14 protein-coding genes and 5 pseudogenes are annotated in these 14,673 nt (G+C 66.0%); 9 read left to right on the forward strand and 10 right to left on the reverse strand.

From position 1 onward, the window contains the following. Positions 1-8 precede the first annotated feature (8 nt). Positions 9-206 (reverse strand): annotated as a pseudogene (locus B9C43_RS22165) (MFS transporter); the annotation flags it as partial. A 244-nt stretch (positions 207-450) separates the two neighbouring features. Here B9C43_RS22165 and B9C43_RS22170 point away from each other — a divergent pair. The 4 genes and pseudogenes from B9C43_RS22170 to B9C43_RS22180 all read left to right on the forward strand — a co-directional run bounded on the left by B9C43_RS22170 (position 451) and on the right by B9C43_RS22180 (position 4,168). Continuing rightward, the gene (locus tag B9C43_RS22170; RefSeq protein WP_084428758.1) at positions 451-1,752 is read left to right on the forward strand and encodes a cytochrome P450; all 1,302 of its coding nucleotides are present in this window, start codon (positions 451-453) and stop codon (positions 1,750-1,752) included. A 140-nt stretch (positions 1,753-1,892) separates the two neighbouring features. Next, a pseudogene (locus B9C43_RS58555) lies at positions 1,893-2,864 on the forward strand (type III PLP-dependent enzyme); the annotation flags it as partial. Between the two features lie 102 nt (positions 2,865-2,966). Beyond that, complete coding sequence (gene speD / locus B9C43_RS58560; protein ID WP_033381514.1) at positions 2,967-3,341, forward strand: adenosylmethionine decarboxylase; 375 nt, start codon at positions 2,967-2,969, stop codon at positions 3,339-3,341. Then, complete coding sequence (locus B9C43_RS22180) at positions 3,338-4,168, forward strand: spermidine synthase (RefSeq protein ID WP_084428759.1); 831 nt, start codon at positions 3,338-3,340, stop codon at positions 4,166-4,168. The genes speD and B9C43_RS22180 overlap by 4 nt, the downstream gene beginning before the upstream one ends. Here the strand turns inward: B9C43_RS22180 and B9C43_RS22185 are convergent. The 3 genes from B9C43_RS22185 to B9C43_RS57585 all read right to left on the reverse strand — a co-directional run bounded on the left by B9C43_RS22185 (position 4,155) and on the right by B9C43_RS57585 (position 5,644). Continuing rightward, positions 4,155-4,517 (reverse strand): DUF3817 domain-containing protein, encoded by a 363-nt coding sequence (locus B9C43_RS22185; protein ID WP_033381497.1) that lies wholly within the window; start codon positions 4,515-4,517, stop codon positions 4,155-4,157. The genes B9C43_RS22180 and B9C43_RS22185 overlap by 14 nt on opposite strands. Continuing rightward, positions 4,514-4,885 carry a hypothetical protein gene (locus tag B9C43_RS22190; RefSeq protein ID WP_084428760.1) on the reverse strand — a complete coding sequence of 124 codons (372 nt, stop codon included), beginning with the start codon at positions 4,883-4,885 and terminating at the stop codon, positions 4,514-4,516. The genes B9C43_RS22185 and B9C43_RS22190 overlap by 4 nt, the downstream gene beginning before the upstream one ends. 243 nt (positions 4,886-5,128) lie before the next feature. Further along, positions 5,129-5,644 (reverse strand): hypothetical protein, encoded by a 516-nt coding sequence (locus B9C43_RS57585; RefSeq protein WP_200825673.1) that lies wholly within the window; start codon positions 5,642-5,644, stop codon positions 5,129-5,131. Positions 5,645-5,885: 241 nt separating this feature from the next. On the opposite strand from B9C43_RS57585, the pseudogene B9C43_RS60445 reads away from it, so the two are divergent. Next, positions 5,886-6,317, forward strand: a pseudogene (locus tag B9C43_RS60445) (aKG-HExxH-type peptide beta-hydroxylase); the annotation flags it as partial. Between the two features lie 72 nt (positions 6,318-6,389). Here B9C43_RS60445 and B9C43_RS60450 read toward each other — a convergent pair. The 5 genes and pseudogenes from B9C43_RS60450 to B9C43_RS57590 all read right to left on the reverse strand — a co-directional run. Then, positions 6,390-6,569 (reverse strand): annotated as a pseudogene (locus tag B9C43_RS60450) (hypothetical protein); the annotation flags it as partial. 46 nt (positions 6,570-6,615) lie between these two features. Continuing rightward, a pseudogene (locus B9C43_RS60130) lies at positions 6,616-6,924 on the reverse strand (effector-associated domain 2-containing protein); the annotation flags it as partial. Positions 6,925-6,941: 17 nt separating this feature from the next. Then, the gene (locus B9C43_RS22205; RefSeq protein ID WP_084428762.1) at positions 6,942-7,742 is read right to left on the reverse strand and encodes a lytic transglycosylase domain-containing protein; all 801 of its coding nucleotides are present in this window, start codon (positions 7,740-7,742) and stop codon (positions 6,942-6,944) included. A 41-nt stretch (positions 7,743-7,783) separates the two neighbouring features. Then, the gene (locus B9C43_RS22210; RefSeq protein ID WP_033381498.1) at positions 7,784-8,278 is read right to left on the reverse strand and encodes a hypothetical protein; all 495 of its coding nucleotides are present in this window, start codon (positions 8,276-8,278) and stop codon (positions 7,784-7,786) included. Between the two features lie 174 nt (positions 8,279-8,452). Continuing rightward, on the reverse strand, positions 8,453-8,614 hold the full coding sequence (locus B9C43_RS57590; RefSeq protein WP_200825636.1) for a TcpD family membrane protein: 162 nt from the start codon (positions 8,612-8,614) through the stop codon (positions 8,453-8,455). A 409-nt stretch (positions 8,615-9,023) separates the two neighbouring features. Between B9C43_RS57590 and B9C43_RS22215 the strand changes: the two genes are divergently transcribed. Then, positions 9,024-9,692: a Crp/Fnr family transcriptional regulator gene (locus tag B9C43_RS22215; RefSeq protein ID WP_160096636.1), complete on the forward strand. Its 669-nt coding sequence runs from the start codon at positions 9,024-9,026 to the stop codon at positions 9,690-9,692. Between the two features lie 8 nt (positions 9,693-9,700). On the opposite strand, the gene B9C43_RS22220 is transcribed toward B9C43_RS22215, so the two are convergent. Then, positions 9,701-10,834: an acyl-CoA dehydrogenase family protein gene (locus B9C43_RS22220; RefSeq protein WP_235038762.1), complete on the reverse strand. Its 1,134-nt coding sequence runs from the start codon at positions 10,832-10,834 to the stop codon at positions 9,701-9,703. Positions 10,835-11,016: 182 nt separating this feature from the next. On the opposite strand from B9C43_RS22220, the gene B9C43_RS22225 reads away from it, so the two are divergent. Genes B9C43_RS22225 through B9C43_RS58565 form a run of 3 tightly spaced genes read left to right on the forward strand, consistent with a single transcriptional unit; the run spans position 11,017 to position 14,673 of the window. Then, positions 11,017-11,724, forward strand: coding sequence for a hypothetical protein (locus tag B9C43_RS22225; protein ID WP_033381500.1), 708 nt, complete (start codon positions 11,017-11,019; stop codon positions 11,722-11,724). After that, the gene (locus B9C43_RS22230; protein WP_084428764.1) at positions 11,721-12,371 is read left to right on the forward strand and encodes a hypothetical protein; all 651 of its coding nucleotides are present in this window, start codon (positions 11,721-11,723) and stop codon (positions 12,369-12,371) included. The genes B9C43_RS22225 and B9C43_RS22230 overlap by 4 nt, the downstream gene beginning before the upstream one ends. A gap of 40 nt (positions 12,372-12,411) precedes the next feature. Then, positions 12,412-14,673 carry a histidine kinase gene (locus B9C43_RS58565; RefSeq protein ID WP_084428765.1) on the forward strand — a complete coding sequence of 754 codons (2,262 nt, stop codon included), beginning with the start codon at positions 12,412-12,414 and terminating at the stop codon, positions 14,671-14,673.

Raw genomic sequence — 14,673 nt, forward strand, 5'->3', positions numbered from 1 at the left:
CATCGCCCACTGATCCGCCCGGCGACAGGGTTGAAGAGCACGTCCCAGGCTTTGGGCAGCAGCACGATCAGCCCGGCCGCGGCGGCGGGCACGGCGAGCGAGTCGGTGAGGTAGGGCAGCAGCAACAGGCCAGGCACCGTCGAGAACGAGCCGGTGACCAGCGATCCCAGGCTGTATCCGGCACAGATCCGGCGTGGCACGGTCATGGTCGCGGGATGTTATCCCGGCATCCCCCTCGATGGACACCCGTTGACCTTGTGGTTGCCCGATTTACCTGCTCGAGTCATGACGGTCGTACCCAGCCGGCCGGTTCAGGTCAGGAGTCCGATGTGGATGGTGTGCCCGACGCACCCGTCCGGTTGCGGTGCCCCGGGGGCAAGTACACCTCCGCGGCCTGGGAACTTCCCCAAAGGGCGAGCCACTGCGGGCGTCCGCGAATAATATCAACATATGGTGAATCAGCTGGCAGCGGCGTCCAGGTTCCTTCGCCACGGGTTCGACGGCATGCTCGCCAATTACCGGCACTACGGACCGGTCTTCGCCATCGGGCCGTACACCTACTTGCTCGGACCGGACGCGAACAAGTTCGTGTTCGCCAACCCCCAGCTGTTCAGCTGGAGCAAGGCGTTCTCCTTCCTCAAACCCGCTGTCGGCGAGACGTCCATGATCGTCAGTGACGGCGCCGAGCACAAACGCCGGCGCGGCCTCGTTCAGCCCGCGTTCCACCATCGGCACGTCAACGGATACCTCGCGGCTTTGGCCGAGGACGCGGACGCGTTGATCGACAGCTGGCAGGACGGGCAACGGGTCGACCTCGATCAGGAGTTCCGACGGGTGCTGCGCCGGATGAGCGTGCGCTCGCTGTTCGGTGACCGCATCGGCGAGCGGGCCGATCAGTTCGGCGACCAACTCGCGGCGGTGATCGGCCTGGTCGAGGAGCAGCCCTTGCTCGTCAACGCACACCGGACGTTGCGGACGCGCAGGTTTCGCCGTGCGCTGGTCGGCAAACAGGCCATCGATCAGCAGATCATGGCCGAGATCGCCCGGGTACGCGCCGGTTCGTCCGACAGCGGGGTGCTGGCCAAGATGACGAACGCGCGCGACGAGGACGGCGCGGTGCTGTCCGACATCGAGATCCGCGACCAGGCCGTCGGGTTGATCGCGGCTGGGTTTTCGGCCGTCAGCAGTGCGATGACGTGGATCGTTCACTCGTTAATGGACAATGCGGGCGAATGGGAACTTGCCCGCGAGGAGGTCGCGCGGGTGCTCGGCGAGCGCCCGCCCAGCGGCGAGGACCTGCACCGGCTGGTCCGAGTGCACGGTGTCGTACAGGAAACGCTGCGCCTGCGGCCGCCGACGGCGATCAGCGTCCGGGTCCCGACCGAGGACTTCACCTACGCGGGTAAGCGGATCCGCGCCGGGCGACAGGTGTTCTACAGCCCATACGTCACCCATCGGCTGGCAGAGATCTGGCCGGAACCGGAGCGGTTCATGCCGGAGCGTTGGGATCCGGCGCATGCCGCGTACCGCAAACCTGGGCCGCACGAGTTCCTGCCCTTCGGCGGCGGACCGCACCGGTGTGTCGGCTCGACGCTGGCCGTCAGCGAACTCACGGTGCTGCTGACCAGACTGTTGGCCCGGGTGGATCTGCAGCTCGAGGCTGGTTCGGCCGTGCCGACCAAGGGCGTGCCGATCAGGCCGAAAGGCGGGTTGCGTGCTCGAGTGATCAGGCACACCGTCTCGATCGCATAAGTGGATTTCGTCGCGGGGCAGGGCTGGACTTATGCTTCCCGGCTGTGATCGACGCCCTCCCGCAGGCGCCGGAGCGCATCAGAGCGTTCCTGGACGACCGCAGGCCACCAACCCCGTGTCTCGTGATCGACCTCGACACGGTGCGGGAAAGCCATACCAGGCTGCGGGAAGCACTCCCGGAAGCGAGGATGTACTACGCCGTCAAGGCGAACCCGGCACCCGAGATCATCAGGCTGCTGGCGGCCGCGGGCTGCGGCTTCGACGTGGCCGGCCGCGAGGAGATCGAGCTGTGCCTCGCCCAGGGTGCGCGGCCGGAGCTGATCTCGTACGGCAACCCGATCAAGAAAGCCCGGGACATCGCGTACGCCCACCGGGTCGGCGTGCGCCGGTTCACCTTCGACAGCGAAGCCGACCTGGAGACGATCGCGACGTTCGCACCGGGTGTAAGCGTCTGGTGCCGGATTCTCGTGGACAGCAGGGGCTCCCAGACGCCCTTCGGTCACAAGTTCGGATGCGCACCCGACATGGCCGCGCGCTTGCTCGTCAGGGCTGCCGCACTGGGGCTTGACCCCGAAGGCGTGGCGTTCCACGTCGGCTCGCAGCACATGGATCCGTCGGCGTGGGAGCCGTGGATCGCCGCGGCCGGCCGCGTCACGCGTACCGTCGCCGCACAGGGAATCACGCTGCGAGGCTTGAACATCGGCGGCGGCTTCCCTGGCCGGTACCTGATCGACCCGCCGCCGCTGGCCGACTACGCCGACACGATCCGCGCGGCGATCGCCACGTATTTCGACCACCCCGTGGAGCTCGCCATCGAGCCGGGCCGGGTGCTCGTCGCCGAGGCCGGGATGATCCGCAGCGAGGTCGTGCTGGTGTCACGCAAGTCCGACATGGACCAGAAGCGCTGGGTGTACCTCGACATCGGGCGTTATGGCGGAATGGCCGAGACCGAGAACGAGGCGATCGCGTACCGTCTGCAGACCGCGCAGGACCACGAGCCGACCGGTCCGGTCATCATCGCCGGACCATCGTGCGACGGCGATGACGTGCTCTACCAACGGACTCCGTACGAGCTGCCCCTGTCGCTGCGCGCCGGTGACTACGTCGACATCATGAGCACTGGCGCCTACACGCAGAGCTACTCTTCGGTGGCTTTCAACGGGTTCCCGCCGCTGCGGACGTACTTCGTCGGCGGTGCACCGCTTTCCGCCGCCATGGACGATGCGTCGGAGGTCGGGGAGTTCGCCGGGCGGCACGTGCTCGCGGAGTTCGAGGGTGTCTCGGCCGAACTGCTCGACGACGCCCAGTTCCTCTGCGAAAGCCTGGAACGCGCGCTGGACAAGGCGGGCGCGACCGTGTGCGACATGTCGTTCAAGCAGTTCGAGCCGCAGGGTGTGACCGTGCTAGCGCTGCTGTCGGAGTCGCACGCGTCCATCCACTCGTACCCGGAACGTGGTGCGGTGTTCATCGACGTGTTCACCTGCGGCCGGGTCGCCGACCCTGAGCTGGCGGTGAACCTGTTGCGAGACATGCTCGACCCGGGCGTGTCCAGGATCAGTGTCGTCCACAGAGGACAGGAGAACCGGTGAGGATCGAGGAGCCGGTCGGTGCCGGGCTGACCCGTGTGTGGCAGGTCGACGAGGTGATCGTCGACACCAAGACGGAGTTTCAGCACCTGGTGATCGGCAGGACCGCGCAGGGCGTTTCGTTGTTCTGCGACAACGAACGGCAGAGCACGGACTTCAGCCAGCTCGTCTACCACGAGGCGCTGATGGTGCCCGCGTTCCTGCTCGCCGCGCAGGTCGACCGCGTGCTCATCGTGGGATCGAGCGAAGGCGTCGCGAGCCAGATGGCCGTCGAAGCGGGCGCCACGGTGGTCGACCATGTCGACATCGACACCGAGGCCGTCAAGCTGTGCGCTGAGCACCTGCCGTACGGCTACACGCTCTCCGAGCTTGCCGCCGCCGAGAAGGGCGACGGCCCGATCCGGGTCATGTACGCCGATGGGTTCGAGTACATCCGTACTTCTTCGGAGAAGTACGACATCGTCGTCGTAGACCTGCCCGACGAACAGGACGACCACGACGCCCAGCAGAACAGGCTGTACGGCGCCGAGTTCCTCCAGATGTGCAAGCGCCTGCTCACGCCCGGCGGCGTGGTCGCCTACCAGGGCGGCTGCCCGACGCTGTGGCGCAACGCGACGCTGGTGAAGTGCTGGCGCCGGTTCGAGGAGGTCTTCCCCGCACCGGTGTACTTCGGCTCGGACGAGCACGAGTGGGCGTTCTTCTTCGGCACGTCGGCGGAAGTCCCGGTCTCGACGATGGTCTCCAGGCTGGCTTCGTCGAAGTACACCCCGAAGACCATCGACGCACGCACGCTGGAAGGCTCGACGGTTCCGCCGATCAGCCTTCGCTGAGCTCCCTGGTGACGCGGCGCTCGGCGACGAACGACACGAACGGGATCATCCCGGCGAGCAGGATCAGCCCGGTCTTGACGATCGGCCAGCGGGCCTTGAGGCCGAGGTCGACCGTCAAGACCAGGTAGATCACGTACAGGAAGCCGTGCACCGGCCCGACGATCCGGCTGTACTGCGGCTGGTCGAACCCGTAGTTCATGATCATCGCGCCGACCAGGGCGAGCAGGCCGACGCCGACGACGTAGGCGAGCACCCGGTAGCGGGCCAACGCACCCTTCAGACCGGGGGCGGCGGCGTCCCGGGCCGGGCTCTCCTCGTTGGTGGCGACGGGTGGTTCAGGGGCGGTCATGGGTGTTCCTTCGCGTTCAACTCGGCCAGGTATTTGTTGTACGCGGCCAGCTCGTCGTCCGGCTCCGGCTCGGGGTCAGTCACCTGCGGCGGCCTCGGCTTGGGCAGCGTGGTGGGAGGCTCGGCGGGTCCCGCCCCGGCCCGCTCCTGATCCTCCCGCTGCCGCAGCCGCCGAATCCGCCACACCATGAACGCCGGGAACAGCCCGAACAAGGGCCATTGCAGAACGTAGCCAAGGTTTTGCCACGACCCGCTGGCCGACTCGTACCGGTTCCACTGCCACCACGCCAACAGGCACGCACCGGCCAGACTGACCACGCAGACCACGACGATCGCCAGCCTGCGCACAAAAATCCGGTCATTGCGCACGTCTCGACGCTAGCATCTCCACCCTGAGTGATTGCCGACACCAAGGTACTGGCACGATCTCGCAGTCCACACAGACCAAAGCAGTTCTACAACGCAAGAGTCCGCATAGGACACCCAGACACCCGTGTAGATTGTGTCGCAGCACAACGTCAGTAAAGGCAGGTTGACGTGGCGGGCAGCCCGGCAACTGAGGTCCGGACCAACATGGTCGACCTGACCTCGATCCCGCTGAGCGAACTGCGCTCAGGCCGGCCGCAGGCAACTGTCGAAGCCGCCCAGGAATGGGCGCTGTCGTATGCCGGTGGCCCGGACGCCACCATGATTCAGGTTCAGAACCAGTAACGCGTCACCTGCTGGGTTCTGTAGTGAAAGGCTAGGCGAATGCCCGGCAACGCGGTCACCCATCAGCTGTCCCCCGCTTTCCTTGCCGAATTCTGCTCGGGCGCTATCACGCCGCATTCGATGAACGAACTGCAGGCCAGCGTTTACAGCCAGCGACGCGCCATGTGGCTCGCCGTCACTATGACGGCGCCGGGCCATCCCGGTGTTTCCGATTTTCTCGCTGAATTGGAACAGGCCTGGACCATCGTCGAAGGGCTGGAAAAGCACGCCCCAGAAGTCGTCGAGAGCATCCTGATGCACCCGTCGACGGGGGTATGGCTGGTCAGGGCCCTGCGTGCGCTGCTCGGTCACCTTGACCTCGGCGAACTGCACTACCTGCGATGCCTCGCCGCAGCCGCCGCAATCCGGGCCGGACATCCGTGCACCTTGGCAGTGCCGGCGATCCGCGGGGTCGTTTCGTTGCCGACCGTCGGTCACGTACGGATCCCCACCGAATCCAAGATGTGCTTTGTCGAACTGCGCAACTCCGCCGGCTCGACAACTCTGCACATCGGCGAGGACGCCGCACCGATCAGTTTCGGTTACAGCACGGCCAGCCAGCCCGGGATTTTCTCCCACGCGATATCACCACGCCACGGTTCATGGCGTCGATCTGCTAGTGGAGATCGACGACAACAATCCGTACCGCGAATTCGCCGATCCGCGCGAGCCCGATCTGTTGACCGAGGCCGAATGGACTCGTTGGCAGGAGTTGTTCGACAGCGCATGGGACATGCTCACACAGCGACACCGCGGTTACGCTGAGGAGCTGTCCGCCGGCTTGCGGACATTCGTCCCCGTCCGCGGCAACCAGGGTTTCGCGGGATCGTCATCGAGTGCCGCCTTCGGTGCGATCGCACTCAGCTCGAAGAACTCCGCGGCCGCACTGGCCGACGTGCTGATCCACGAACTCCAGCACTCCAAACTCAACGCCCTGCTCGAGCTCGTCACACTGCGTCACGAAGGCGCTGAACATTGTGGGTACGCCCCATGGCGCCCCGATCCGCGCCCCCTGACAGGCCTGCTCCATGGCATTTATGCCTTCGTCAGCGTCGTCGAGTTTTTCCTCGGGGGACAACTGTTTCTTGATGACATCCTGAACAAGCCGGTGCAGTTGCAGGCTGCCGTCCCGCTCGTCCACTTTGGCCAGGCCGTATCGGTTGATCTGGTTGACGATCTGCTCCAGGGTGGCCGGATCGGTCATCGCCGCCGCGAGTTCCTCCGGCACCGGAGTATCGGAATGCCCGGTGAAGAAACTCTGCGGGATAGGTTCGGGACCGAAGTACGCGCACGCCTGAAGCAATTGCAGCGACGAACACGATCGGTTTGGGAACGCCGTTCACGTTGGCGTTGAGTGTCTCCAACGCCCGGAACATCTCCTGATAGGTCGTCTGCTCGGGCAGATCAACCGCCGCCTCACCCGCCACGAACCGGTACAAATCGCCGATGTCGGGGATAACCACGCCACTGAGCAGTGAAAACAGTTGTCTGCGATCTTCGGGTGAGATGGTGTCGAACAAGATCATGTCTGTGATGATCCGCCGGACGTCCGCCATCGCGGTCGATCCCGGTTCGAGCTGCTCAAGGACCCTCAGCAGGGCTGACAATCCGTCAGGCCGCTGCCTGCACGCATTGACCGGTATAGGGGACAAAGTCACACCGAATGCCGGTGCTGTCAGCGACTACGGCTCTGACTCTGTTTCGCATAACTGTCGGCGAGTCCGAAAACCTTCTGACCATACGGAACAGAGTTGTTGTAGCTGAGCACCCCGGCCCACCAACCGGATGGGGAACCCATGTCTCGGCCGCCCACGCAGAGGTACCGTGCCGCGGCCAGCGCTGCGTCGTCGATCTGTTGCGGGTCGCCGCGGCCGTCGCCGTTGCCGTCGGAGGCCCACTTGGCCCACGTTGACGGGATGAACTGCATCGGGCCGACTGCTCGGTCCAGCGTTGCGTCGCCGTCGTAGCGGCCGCCGTCAGTGTCTGAGATGTGTTGCACGCCAACCGAACCGTCGAGTGGGACGCCGATGATCGGCTTGCTTGGCCTGCCGTCGGCGCCTAGCTGCGCACCGGCGAACTGGCCGTGGTTGGACTCGATACGGCCGATGCCGGCGAGCGTTGCCCATGAGAGCCGACAGGCTGGGGTTGTGGATCGCAGTACGAGCTCGGCGTTGCCGTACGACCTGAGCGCTCGGGCTGGGATGCCGGTCGCGGCCGACACTTGGTTCGCCCATGCGATCAGGGGATCGACGCCCGCTGTGGCCTGCGGGATGGTCTCCGCCACCGGTTGCGGCGCGACCGCGCCGGGTTGCACCGGCGCCGGCTGTACCTGCAGCGCCGGGATCTCGGTGGTGACTGGTCCGGCTTGCGGCGCCGACGTGGCCGTCAACAGCCATACGCCACCGCCCGCGAGCACGACAGCCAGCGTGACCAGGGCAAGCCTTACGAGCAGCCCGCGACGACGATCAACCACCACGGGTTGTCAACGACGCGGGCCGAGCCTCGTTACGTCCCCGATCAGGCGACACCATTGCGCTGCTGCCGCTGCAGCCGCGCGACACACCAGGCAGCCGCGCTGCCGCGGCGCAGGTGCTCGAGCACCGTCAGCGGTCCCAGCCGACGGCTCAGGTCGGACGGCACCAGGCCGGCCGCACGATAGTCCAGCGCACGCTGGTCAAGCGGGCTGATGCCGGCGTCCCACCACTGCTCGGCCTCGGCCAGTCCGCCGACCATCTGCCAGTAGCCCGCCGCCGAGGCGATCAGGTCCTGCGGCACACCGGGCAGGCGCTTGCTCATCGCCTCGATGTAGCGCGGGTCGGCCGACTGCACGGCCACCCATGACTTCGCTCCACCCTTGGAACGCTGACCAGGGATCCCCGGTTGGGAAACGGTTACCGGTCCCTCGGCGAGCCACGTCGAGGCAATCCGATTGATCTCCTCCGCTTCCGCGTCTTGCGAACGCTCAGCCGTCCACTGCCGAACCAAAGCGTCGACCCCGTGGTCGTCGACCATGCGTGCCTCCTGTGGGGGCGATGATCACTCGTTGCGGAAGACCGTAGGGTGGAACGGGCCCAAGAATCCAGAGCTGACTCATCATCAATCTCGCCACCTGGACTTTTTCCCCAACTTCCACCCAGACGGTCCAATATGGATCCGCTCTTCGGCGCTAACTGTGACGCAGCGTCATTAAGCGAAAACACCCCTGATGAACGTGATGATCGCCTCCGCGCCGTCGCGGAGCCAACCGAGCACCGTCTGCACCGCGTTCGCCGACTGTGTCGGTTGCGTGATCAGGTAAAACACCAGCAGGGCGACCACTGCCAGCAGCAGTATCTTCTTGACGTTCACCGGCCCAGTTCTCCGTCCGTTTCGCACCCCTCCAGCCCCGGCCGGGACCACCCGAACACGGGACTGATGCATCATCACTCTACGGGTGCAACGCTGATCGGTGCAGTCGGGCACACCCCGTAATCACCCGTTAGGGGATGTCCCTGATCAGCGATACCGATCACGCTTCGGATAAGCATGACTACGCATAGCTGAAACTACTGGCCACAGCGCGGCGCGTCGTCCAGCGACACGCCGAAGGATGCCGTCAACGTCACCCGACCCAGTCACCGGGCATGCATCTCAAGCTTCATCCCGGCGGCCTAGTCGGCCGTGCACAATCCGTTGCGCCCCAACGGAAACTAACGATCATTGGATCGCGCTGTGTGGAACTTGTCATACAGCTCTGTGTAAATTTACACTCGACTCTATGACAAAGAACATAACCCGCGACATCGCCGAGATGCTGACGGCGGACCAGCGCGTGGCGTTGGACGCACTCGGAGCGCCGGTGCACTTCCAGGCCGGGGAAAGGATCTTCCGGGAAGGCGAGCCGTCCCGCAGTGTCCTGGTGATCCGGACCGGCAACGTCAAGGTCACCAGGCACAACGTCAACGGCAAAGAGGCCATCCTCGCCATCCGCGGCGCCGACGAGGTGCTGGGCGACGAAGGCGCGCTCACCGGCGACCCCCGCTTGGCCACAGTCACCACCATCGCCGAGGTCGACGCACTGGACATCGGAGCGGACGACTTCGTCGCCTTCGTCGACGAGCACAGGCTCTGGCCACAGATGTATCGAGACGTGGTGCGCCGGATGAGACAGTCCGAGGAACGGCTGATGCACGCGCCGCTGAGCGTCAAAAGCAGGCTCGCCCGGTGGCTGCTGGAGCTCGCGACCGAGGTCGGCGAGAAGACCGATGAGGGCTGGGTCATCGAGTGGACGCTGTCCCAGCAAGACCTGGCGACGGGGATCGGCGCCACCCGTGATGCCGTCGCCATCGCCCTGCGACAGCTACGGGAACAGGAAGTCCTCCGTACCGGGCGACAACGAATCGTCGTGCTCGACGTCGAAAGGTTGCGGGCGGCGGCATCCGGCTAGGGGTCGGCCTACAGCGTGCGGGCGATGATCTCCTTCATGATTTCCGTTGTGCCGCCGAAGATGCGTTGCACGCGGGCGGAGGTCCACGCCTTGGCGATCGGGTACTCGGTCATGAAGCCGTAACCACCGAACAGCTGCAGGCAGCTGTCGGCGACCTTGCCGAGCCGTTCGGTCGTCCACATCTTGACCATCGCGGCGCCGGTGACGTCGAGTTCGCCCTTGAGGTGCCGGGTGATGCACTGGTCGAGGAACGCCTTGCTGACGGCGACCTCGGTGGCCGCGTCGGCAAGGGTGAATTTGGTGTTCTGGAAGCCGAAGAGCGGCCGTCCGAAGGCGGTGCGCTCCTTGGTGTACTGGATCGTCAGCTGCACCGCGAGATCCATCGCGGCCACCGCGCTCACCGCGATCACCAGCCGCTCCTGCGGCAGCTGCTGCATCAGCTGGATGAAGCCCTGGCCTTCCACGCCGCCGAGCAGGTTCTCAGCGGGCACGGTCACGTTGTCGAAGAACAACTCCGCCGTGTCCTGGCCCTTCATCCCGATCTTGTCCAGCACCCGGCCGCGCCGGAAGCCTTCCGCCCCTTCGGTTTCCACCACGACGAGGGAGACGCCTGCCGCCTTCTCCTCGGGGTTGGTCTTGGCCGCGACGATGATCAGGCCCGCCTGCGCGCCGTTGGTGATGAAGGTCTTCGCCCCGTTGATCACGTAGCTGTCGCCGGTCCGGATCGCCTTGGTCTTGATGCCCTGCAGGTCCGACCCGGTCCCCGGTTCGGTCATCGCGATCGCCGCGACCAGTTCACCGGAGGCCATCTTGGGCAGCCACCGCTGCTTCTGCTCCGGCGTGCCGTACGAGTTGACGTAGTGGGCGACGATTCCATTGTGGACAGCGACACCCCAGGCGTCGTCGCCGACCCGGGCCTGTTCCTGAAGCAGGACGGCTTCGTGCGCGAAGGTGCCGCCTCCGCCGCCGTACTCCTCGGGGATGCTCAGGCACAACAGGCCGACTTCGCCCGCCTTGTTCCATAGCTCGCGGTCGACTTGCTTCTCCTGCGCCCAGCGCTCCTGGTGCGGGGCGAGCTCCTTTTCGCAGAAGGAGCGGGCCAGCTCACGGAAAGCAGTCAGGTCCTCGTCGAGCCAGGTCATGCCGCGAAAATACATGCATGCAAGACTGCATGTAAAGCGCGCACGCGGGTCCCCGATGTGGTTGGTCGGCCCGGCCCTCGCTCGGGCCGACCAACACCTATGAAGACGGGTGCGGGTCACGACTATGACGCCGCGAGACAAAAAACGTTCCCAGCTCCGGCACCGGTGGCAGGATCGAGCACATGACGTACAGCGCCCCGCCGCCCGTCAAGCGGCCGGCATCACGCCTGACAGCGGGTTTGCTCTGGTTGGTCGCCGCAGGGCTGGGGGTGGGCGCGACCTTCACCGACATCCTGATCCAGGACTTCGGCGAGGGATCGAGCTTCCGCACCGGGTTCTGGACACAGGGACCGATCCAGGACGGCCGTGAACAGGAGAGCCAGGCGGCGTACTACGGCGTCGAGATCGTGGTCGCCGCGGCGTTCCTGCTGCTGGCGTTGCTCCTGGTGCTGCTGTCCCAGCGCCGCTGGGCCCCGGTGGTGGCCGGTACGTTCGGCACCGGGATGTACACGGCCTCGGCGTTGACGTGGACGGTCACGCTGCCGAGCGCGGCAGGTGAGCCACAGCCGCAGCTGGGTTTGTGGTTGTTCGTCGGTGCCGCGGTCATCGCGCTCGTCGGGCTGGGCGTGGCGCTCGCCGAGCGAGCCAGGCCGGTGATGCAGCCGCCACCCCGCTTCATGCCGCCACCCGGGCCACCTGCCTATCCCATGCGGCCACCACAGCCGCCTCCACCGCCACGGGTGGAACCGGAGACGCCCAAATACGGCGTTCCTGTGCAGCAACCCGAAAGCCCGCCCGAGAGCCCTCTGGACGAACCGGAGCGCACCACCGCGATCGACCCGCCACCGCCGGGTTCGATCTCCCGCAAGCTCGATGGAGATGAGAAGTGACCCAACCGACCCACTGGCCCGTCGCCCGGCTGCGTCTGATGGGCTCCGGCCTGTGGATCCTCGCGGGTGCGCTGGCGGTCGCCGGCAGTTTTCTGCCGCTGCTCGAGCAGAGCGTGCCCCGGGCGACGCCCACGACCGAAGGGCGGCTCAGCGTCACCCTGTGGGGCCTGACAACCTCCACTGGATCCGGGAACGGTGACGACACATTCCCGCAACTCGGGATCGGCGTCGTGGTCAGCGCGGTGCTGTTGGCCGCCGCGGCCGTGCTCGGACTGACTTCCACGAGACTTCATCCGGCGAGCGGGCCGGTACTCGCCGCCCGGCTGATCGGGACGGGCGGTACTGGCCTGCTGCTCGGGGCGATCGTTCAGGCGTTCGTGCTCTTCCGGCCCTTCAGCGAAGAAGCCTTCCTCGGGTCGTTCGGCAACCCCAACACGACTGGACTCGGCACGTGGCTGCTGGTGGTGTCCGGGCTGCTCGCGATCGCCGCGATCGTGCTGATGCTCGTGCCCAAGATCGCCAAGCGCGGCGAGGAGCCGGAGACTCCCCCGATGGGCATTCCAGTCGTCCGAGTACTCGAACCGGAGTACGACGAACCGGCAGACGAACCGGCTCCGGCGGAGCAGCCCACTGACCCAAAGGGGTAGACATTAGTGCGGTGGGGCAGCCATACGGAATGATCTGGCTGTGTCCGACTTGGCGGGCGCGTGGCGTGTGCCCGCCGCGTGCCTGGTGCTGGCGTTCGCGCTACTAGCCGCGTCCGGCTGGTGTGTGCTGAGCAGGGCCACCAGCCCGTCCGACGGCACCGTGATCAACATCGGTGATCAGGCGGTGTCGTCTCGTGCCGTGGTCGTTCAAAAAACCACGGATGATGGGCTGTTTCGCGCGGGCGACGAGGTCGTGTCGATCAACGGGACACCGGTGCGTGACGCGGTGCGCGACGGAATCGGTGGCCCGCAGGCGGAAGTCGGCGATGTCGTCCGCTACGAGCTGCGCCGCGACGGGCAGCGGGTGGACGTCGAGAAGACACTGACGCTGTACCCGATCATGGACGCGGTCGGCAAGAACTGGCCGACTTTGCTTGTCCTGGCACTGATTCTGATCGTGGCTGCGGGCGCCTTCACCGCGCGGCCGACCGATCCGGCCGCACAGGCCGCCCTGCTGACTTCGGCGCTGAGCTTCATCACCTCAAGCGGATCGACGCATTTCCAACTGGAAGCGCTCGATCTGGTCGCGGGCGGCCAGTTCTGGCGGTGGTACACGGGCGAGTTCAGCTTCATGGTGCTGTGGGCGGCAACGCTGCACATGGCGATCGCCTTTCCCGCTGTCTACAACAAGAGTGTGTTCCGCAAGCAGGTGACGGCGGGATATGTCGGCGCATTGCTGCTCTACGGCCTGATGGCGTTGTACGCGTGGCAGTTCATCGACGACCCGCTCGGTCAGTTCAGCCTGATCGGATCACCTGTGCTGCCAGTGCTCTACAGCTATCCGTTGATCATCCTGATCGCGTTGATCCTGCGGTATCGAACGGCACAGGACGAGTTGGACCGGCTGAGGATGCGGTGGGTCGTCTGGTCACTCGGCGGCGGCGCGTTGCTCTATTCGGCCTTCTTCGCCGTGCCTGAGGCGATCATCGGACGAACGCTGCTGCCCAGCGAGTTGCACACGCTGGCGTTCCTGCCGGTCCCGATCGGCGTGGCCGCGGCGATTCTGCGCTACCGCGCACTGAACATCGAGGTCGTGGTCAGCCGCTCGCTGGTCTACGGCGCGTTGTCGGCAGGCACGATCGGCCTGTACATCGGCTTGGTTTCGCTGTTGTCGCTGCTGTTCCCGCCGCTGGACGAACTGTGGCAGCAGGCGGCCGCGGCGGCTTGCGTCGCGGTTCTGGTGCAGCCCTTGCGGTCCCGGTTGCAGGCCCTGATCAACAAGCGGCTCTTCGGCGACAGCCACGACCCGTACCGCGTGGTGTCCGCGCTCGCCGCACGGCTCGAGGAAACCAGGACTCCCAACGAGACCCTGCCCGCGTTGGTCGAAACGATCGGCAGTGCACTGCGGCTGCCGTATGTGGCGATCGAGATCCTCGGATCGGCAGGATCACCCAATGAACACGTGGCCACCTTCGGCGAACCCACCGGTGAGTTGTTCCGGCTCCCCCTTTCGTACCAAGGCGAGCCTGTAGGCCAATTGGCCGTAGCGCCTAGAACGTCCCGGGAAGTCCTAGGACGCCGGGACCGCCTTGTCCTGGCCGAAGTCGCCCGGCACGCCGGCGCGGCCGTCTACACCGCCCGGCTGACCCGGGACTTGCGGCGCAGCCGGGACAACGTGGTGCAGGCCCGCGAGGAGGAACGCAGGCGGCTGCTGCATGATCTGCACGACGGCGTCGGTCCGACGCTGGCGGCGATCTCGCTCGGGTTGCACGCGTGCCGCAAGGCGATCGGGCCCGCGTCGACACAAGGCGAACTGCTCGGCACGCTGCAGGAGGAGCTGGACGGCGCGATCAACGAGATCCGCAGGCTGGCCCACGGGTTGCGGCCGCCGGAGCTCGACCGGATCGGCCTGGTCGGCGCGATCAGGGCTTATGCCAAAGCAATATCCACCAGAGCCGACGAACGAGGCGTGACGATTAAGTTGGATGTACCGATAAGTATGCCGAGGCTGCCGGCGACCGTTGACGTCGCCGCGTACCGGATCGTGTCCGAAGCGCTGACGAACGTGACTCGTCACGCGGCGGCACGGTCCTGCGCGGTCCGCTTATGGGTGGACGACGACCTGCACATAGAGGTTGTCGACGACGGAATCGGCCTGCCCGAGCAGCCGGCGAGCGGCGTCGGGCTATGGTCAATGCGCGAACGGGCGACCGAGCTGGGCGGCGACTGTGTCGTGTCAGCGGGCAACGGCGGGGGCACCAAGGTGCGCGCGACGTTGCCGCTGCCGAAGGAAGGCGGGTAA

It is taken from the genome of Kibdelosporangium aridum (assembly GCF_900176515.1).
Classification (GTDB): Bacteria; Actinomycetota; Actinomycetes; order Mycobacteriales; family Pseudonocardiaceae; genus Kibdelosporangium; species Kibdelosporangium aridum.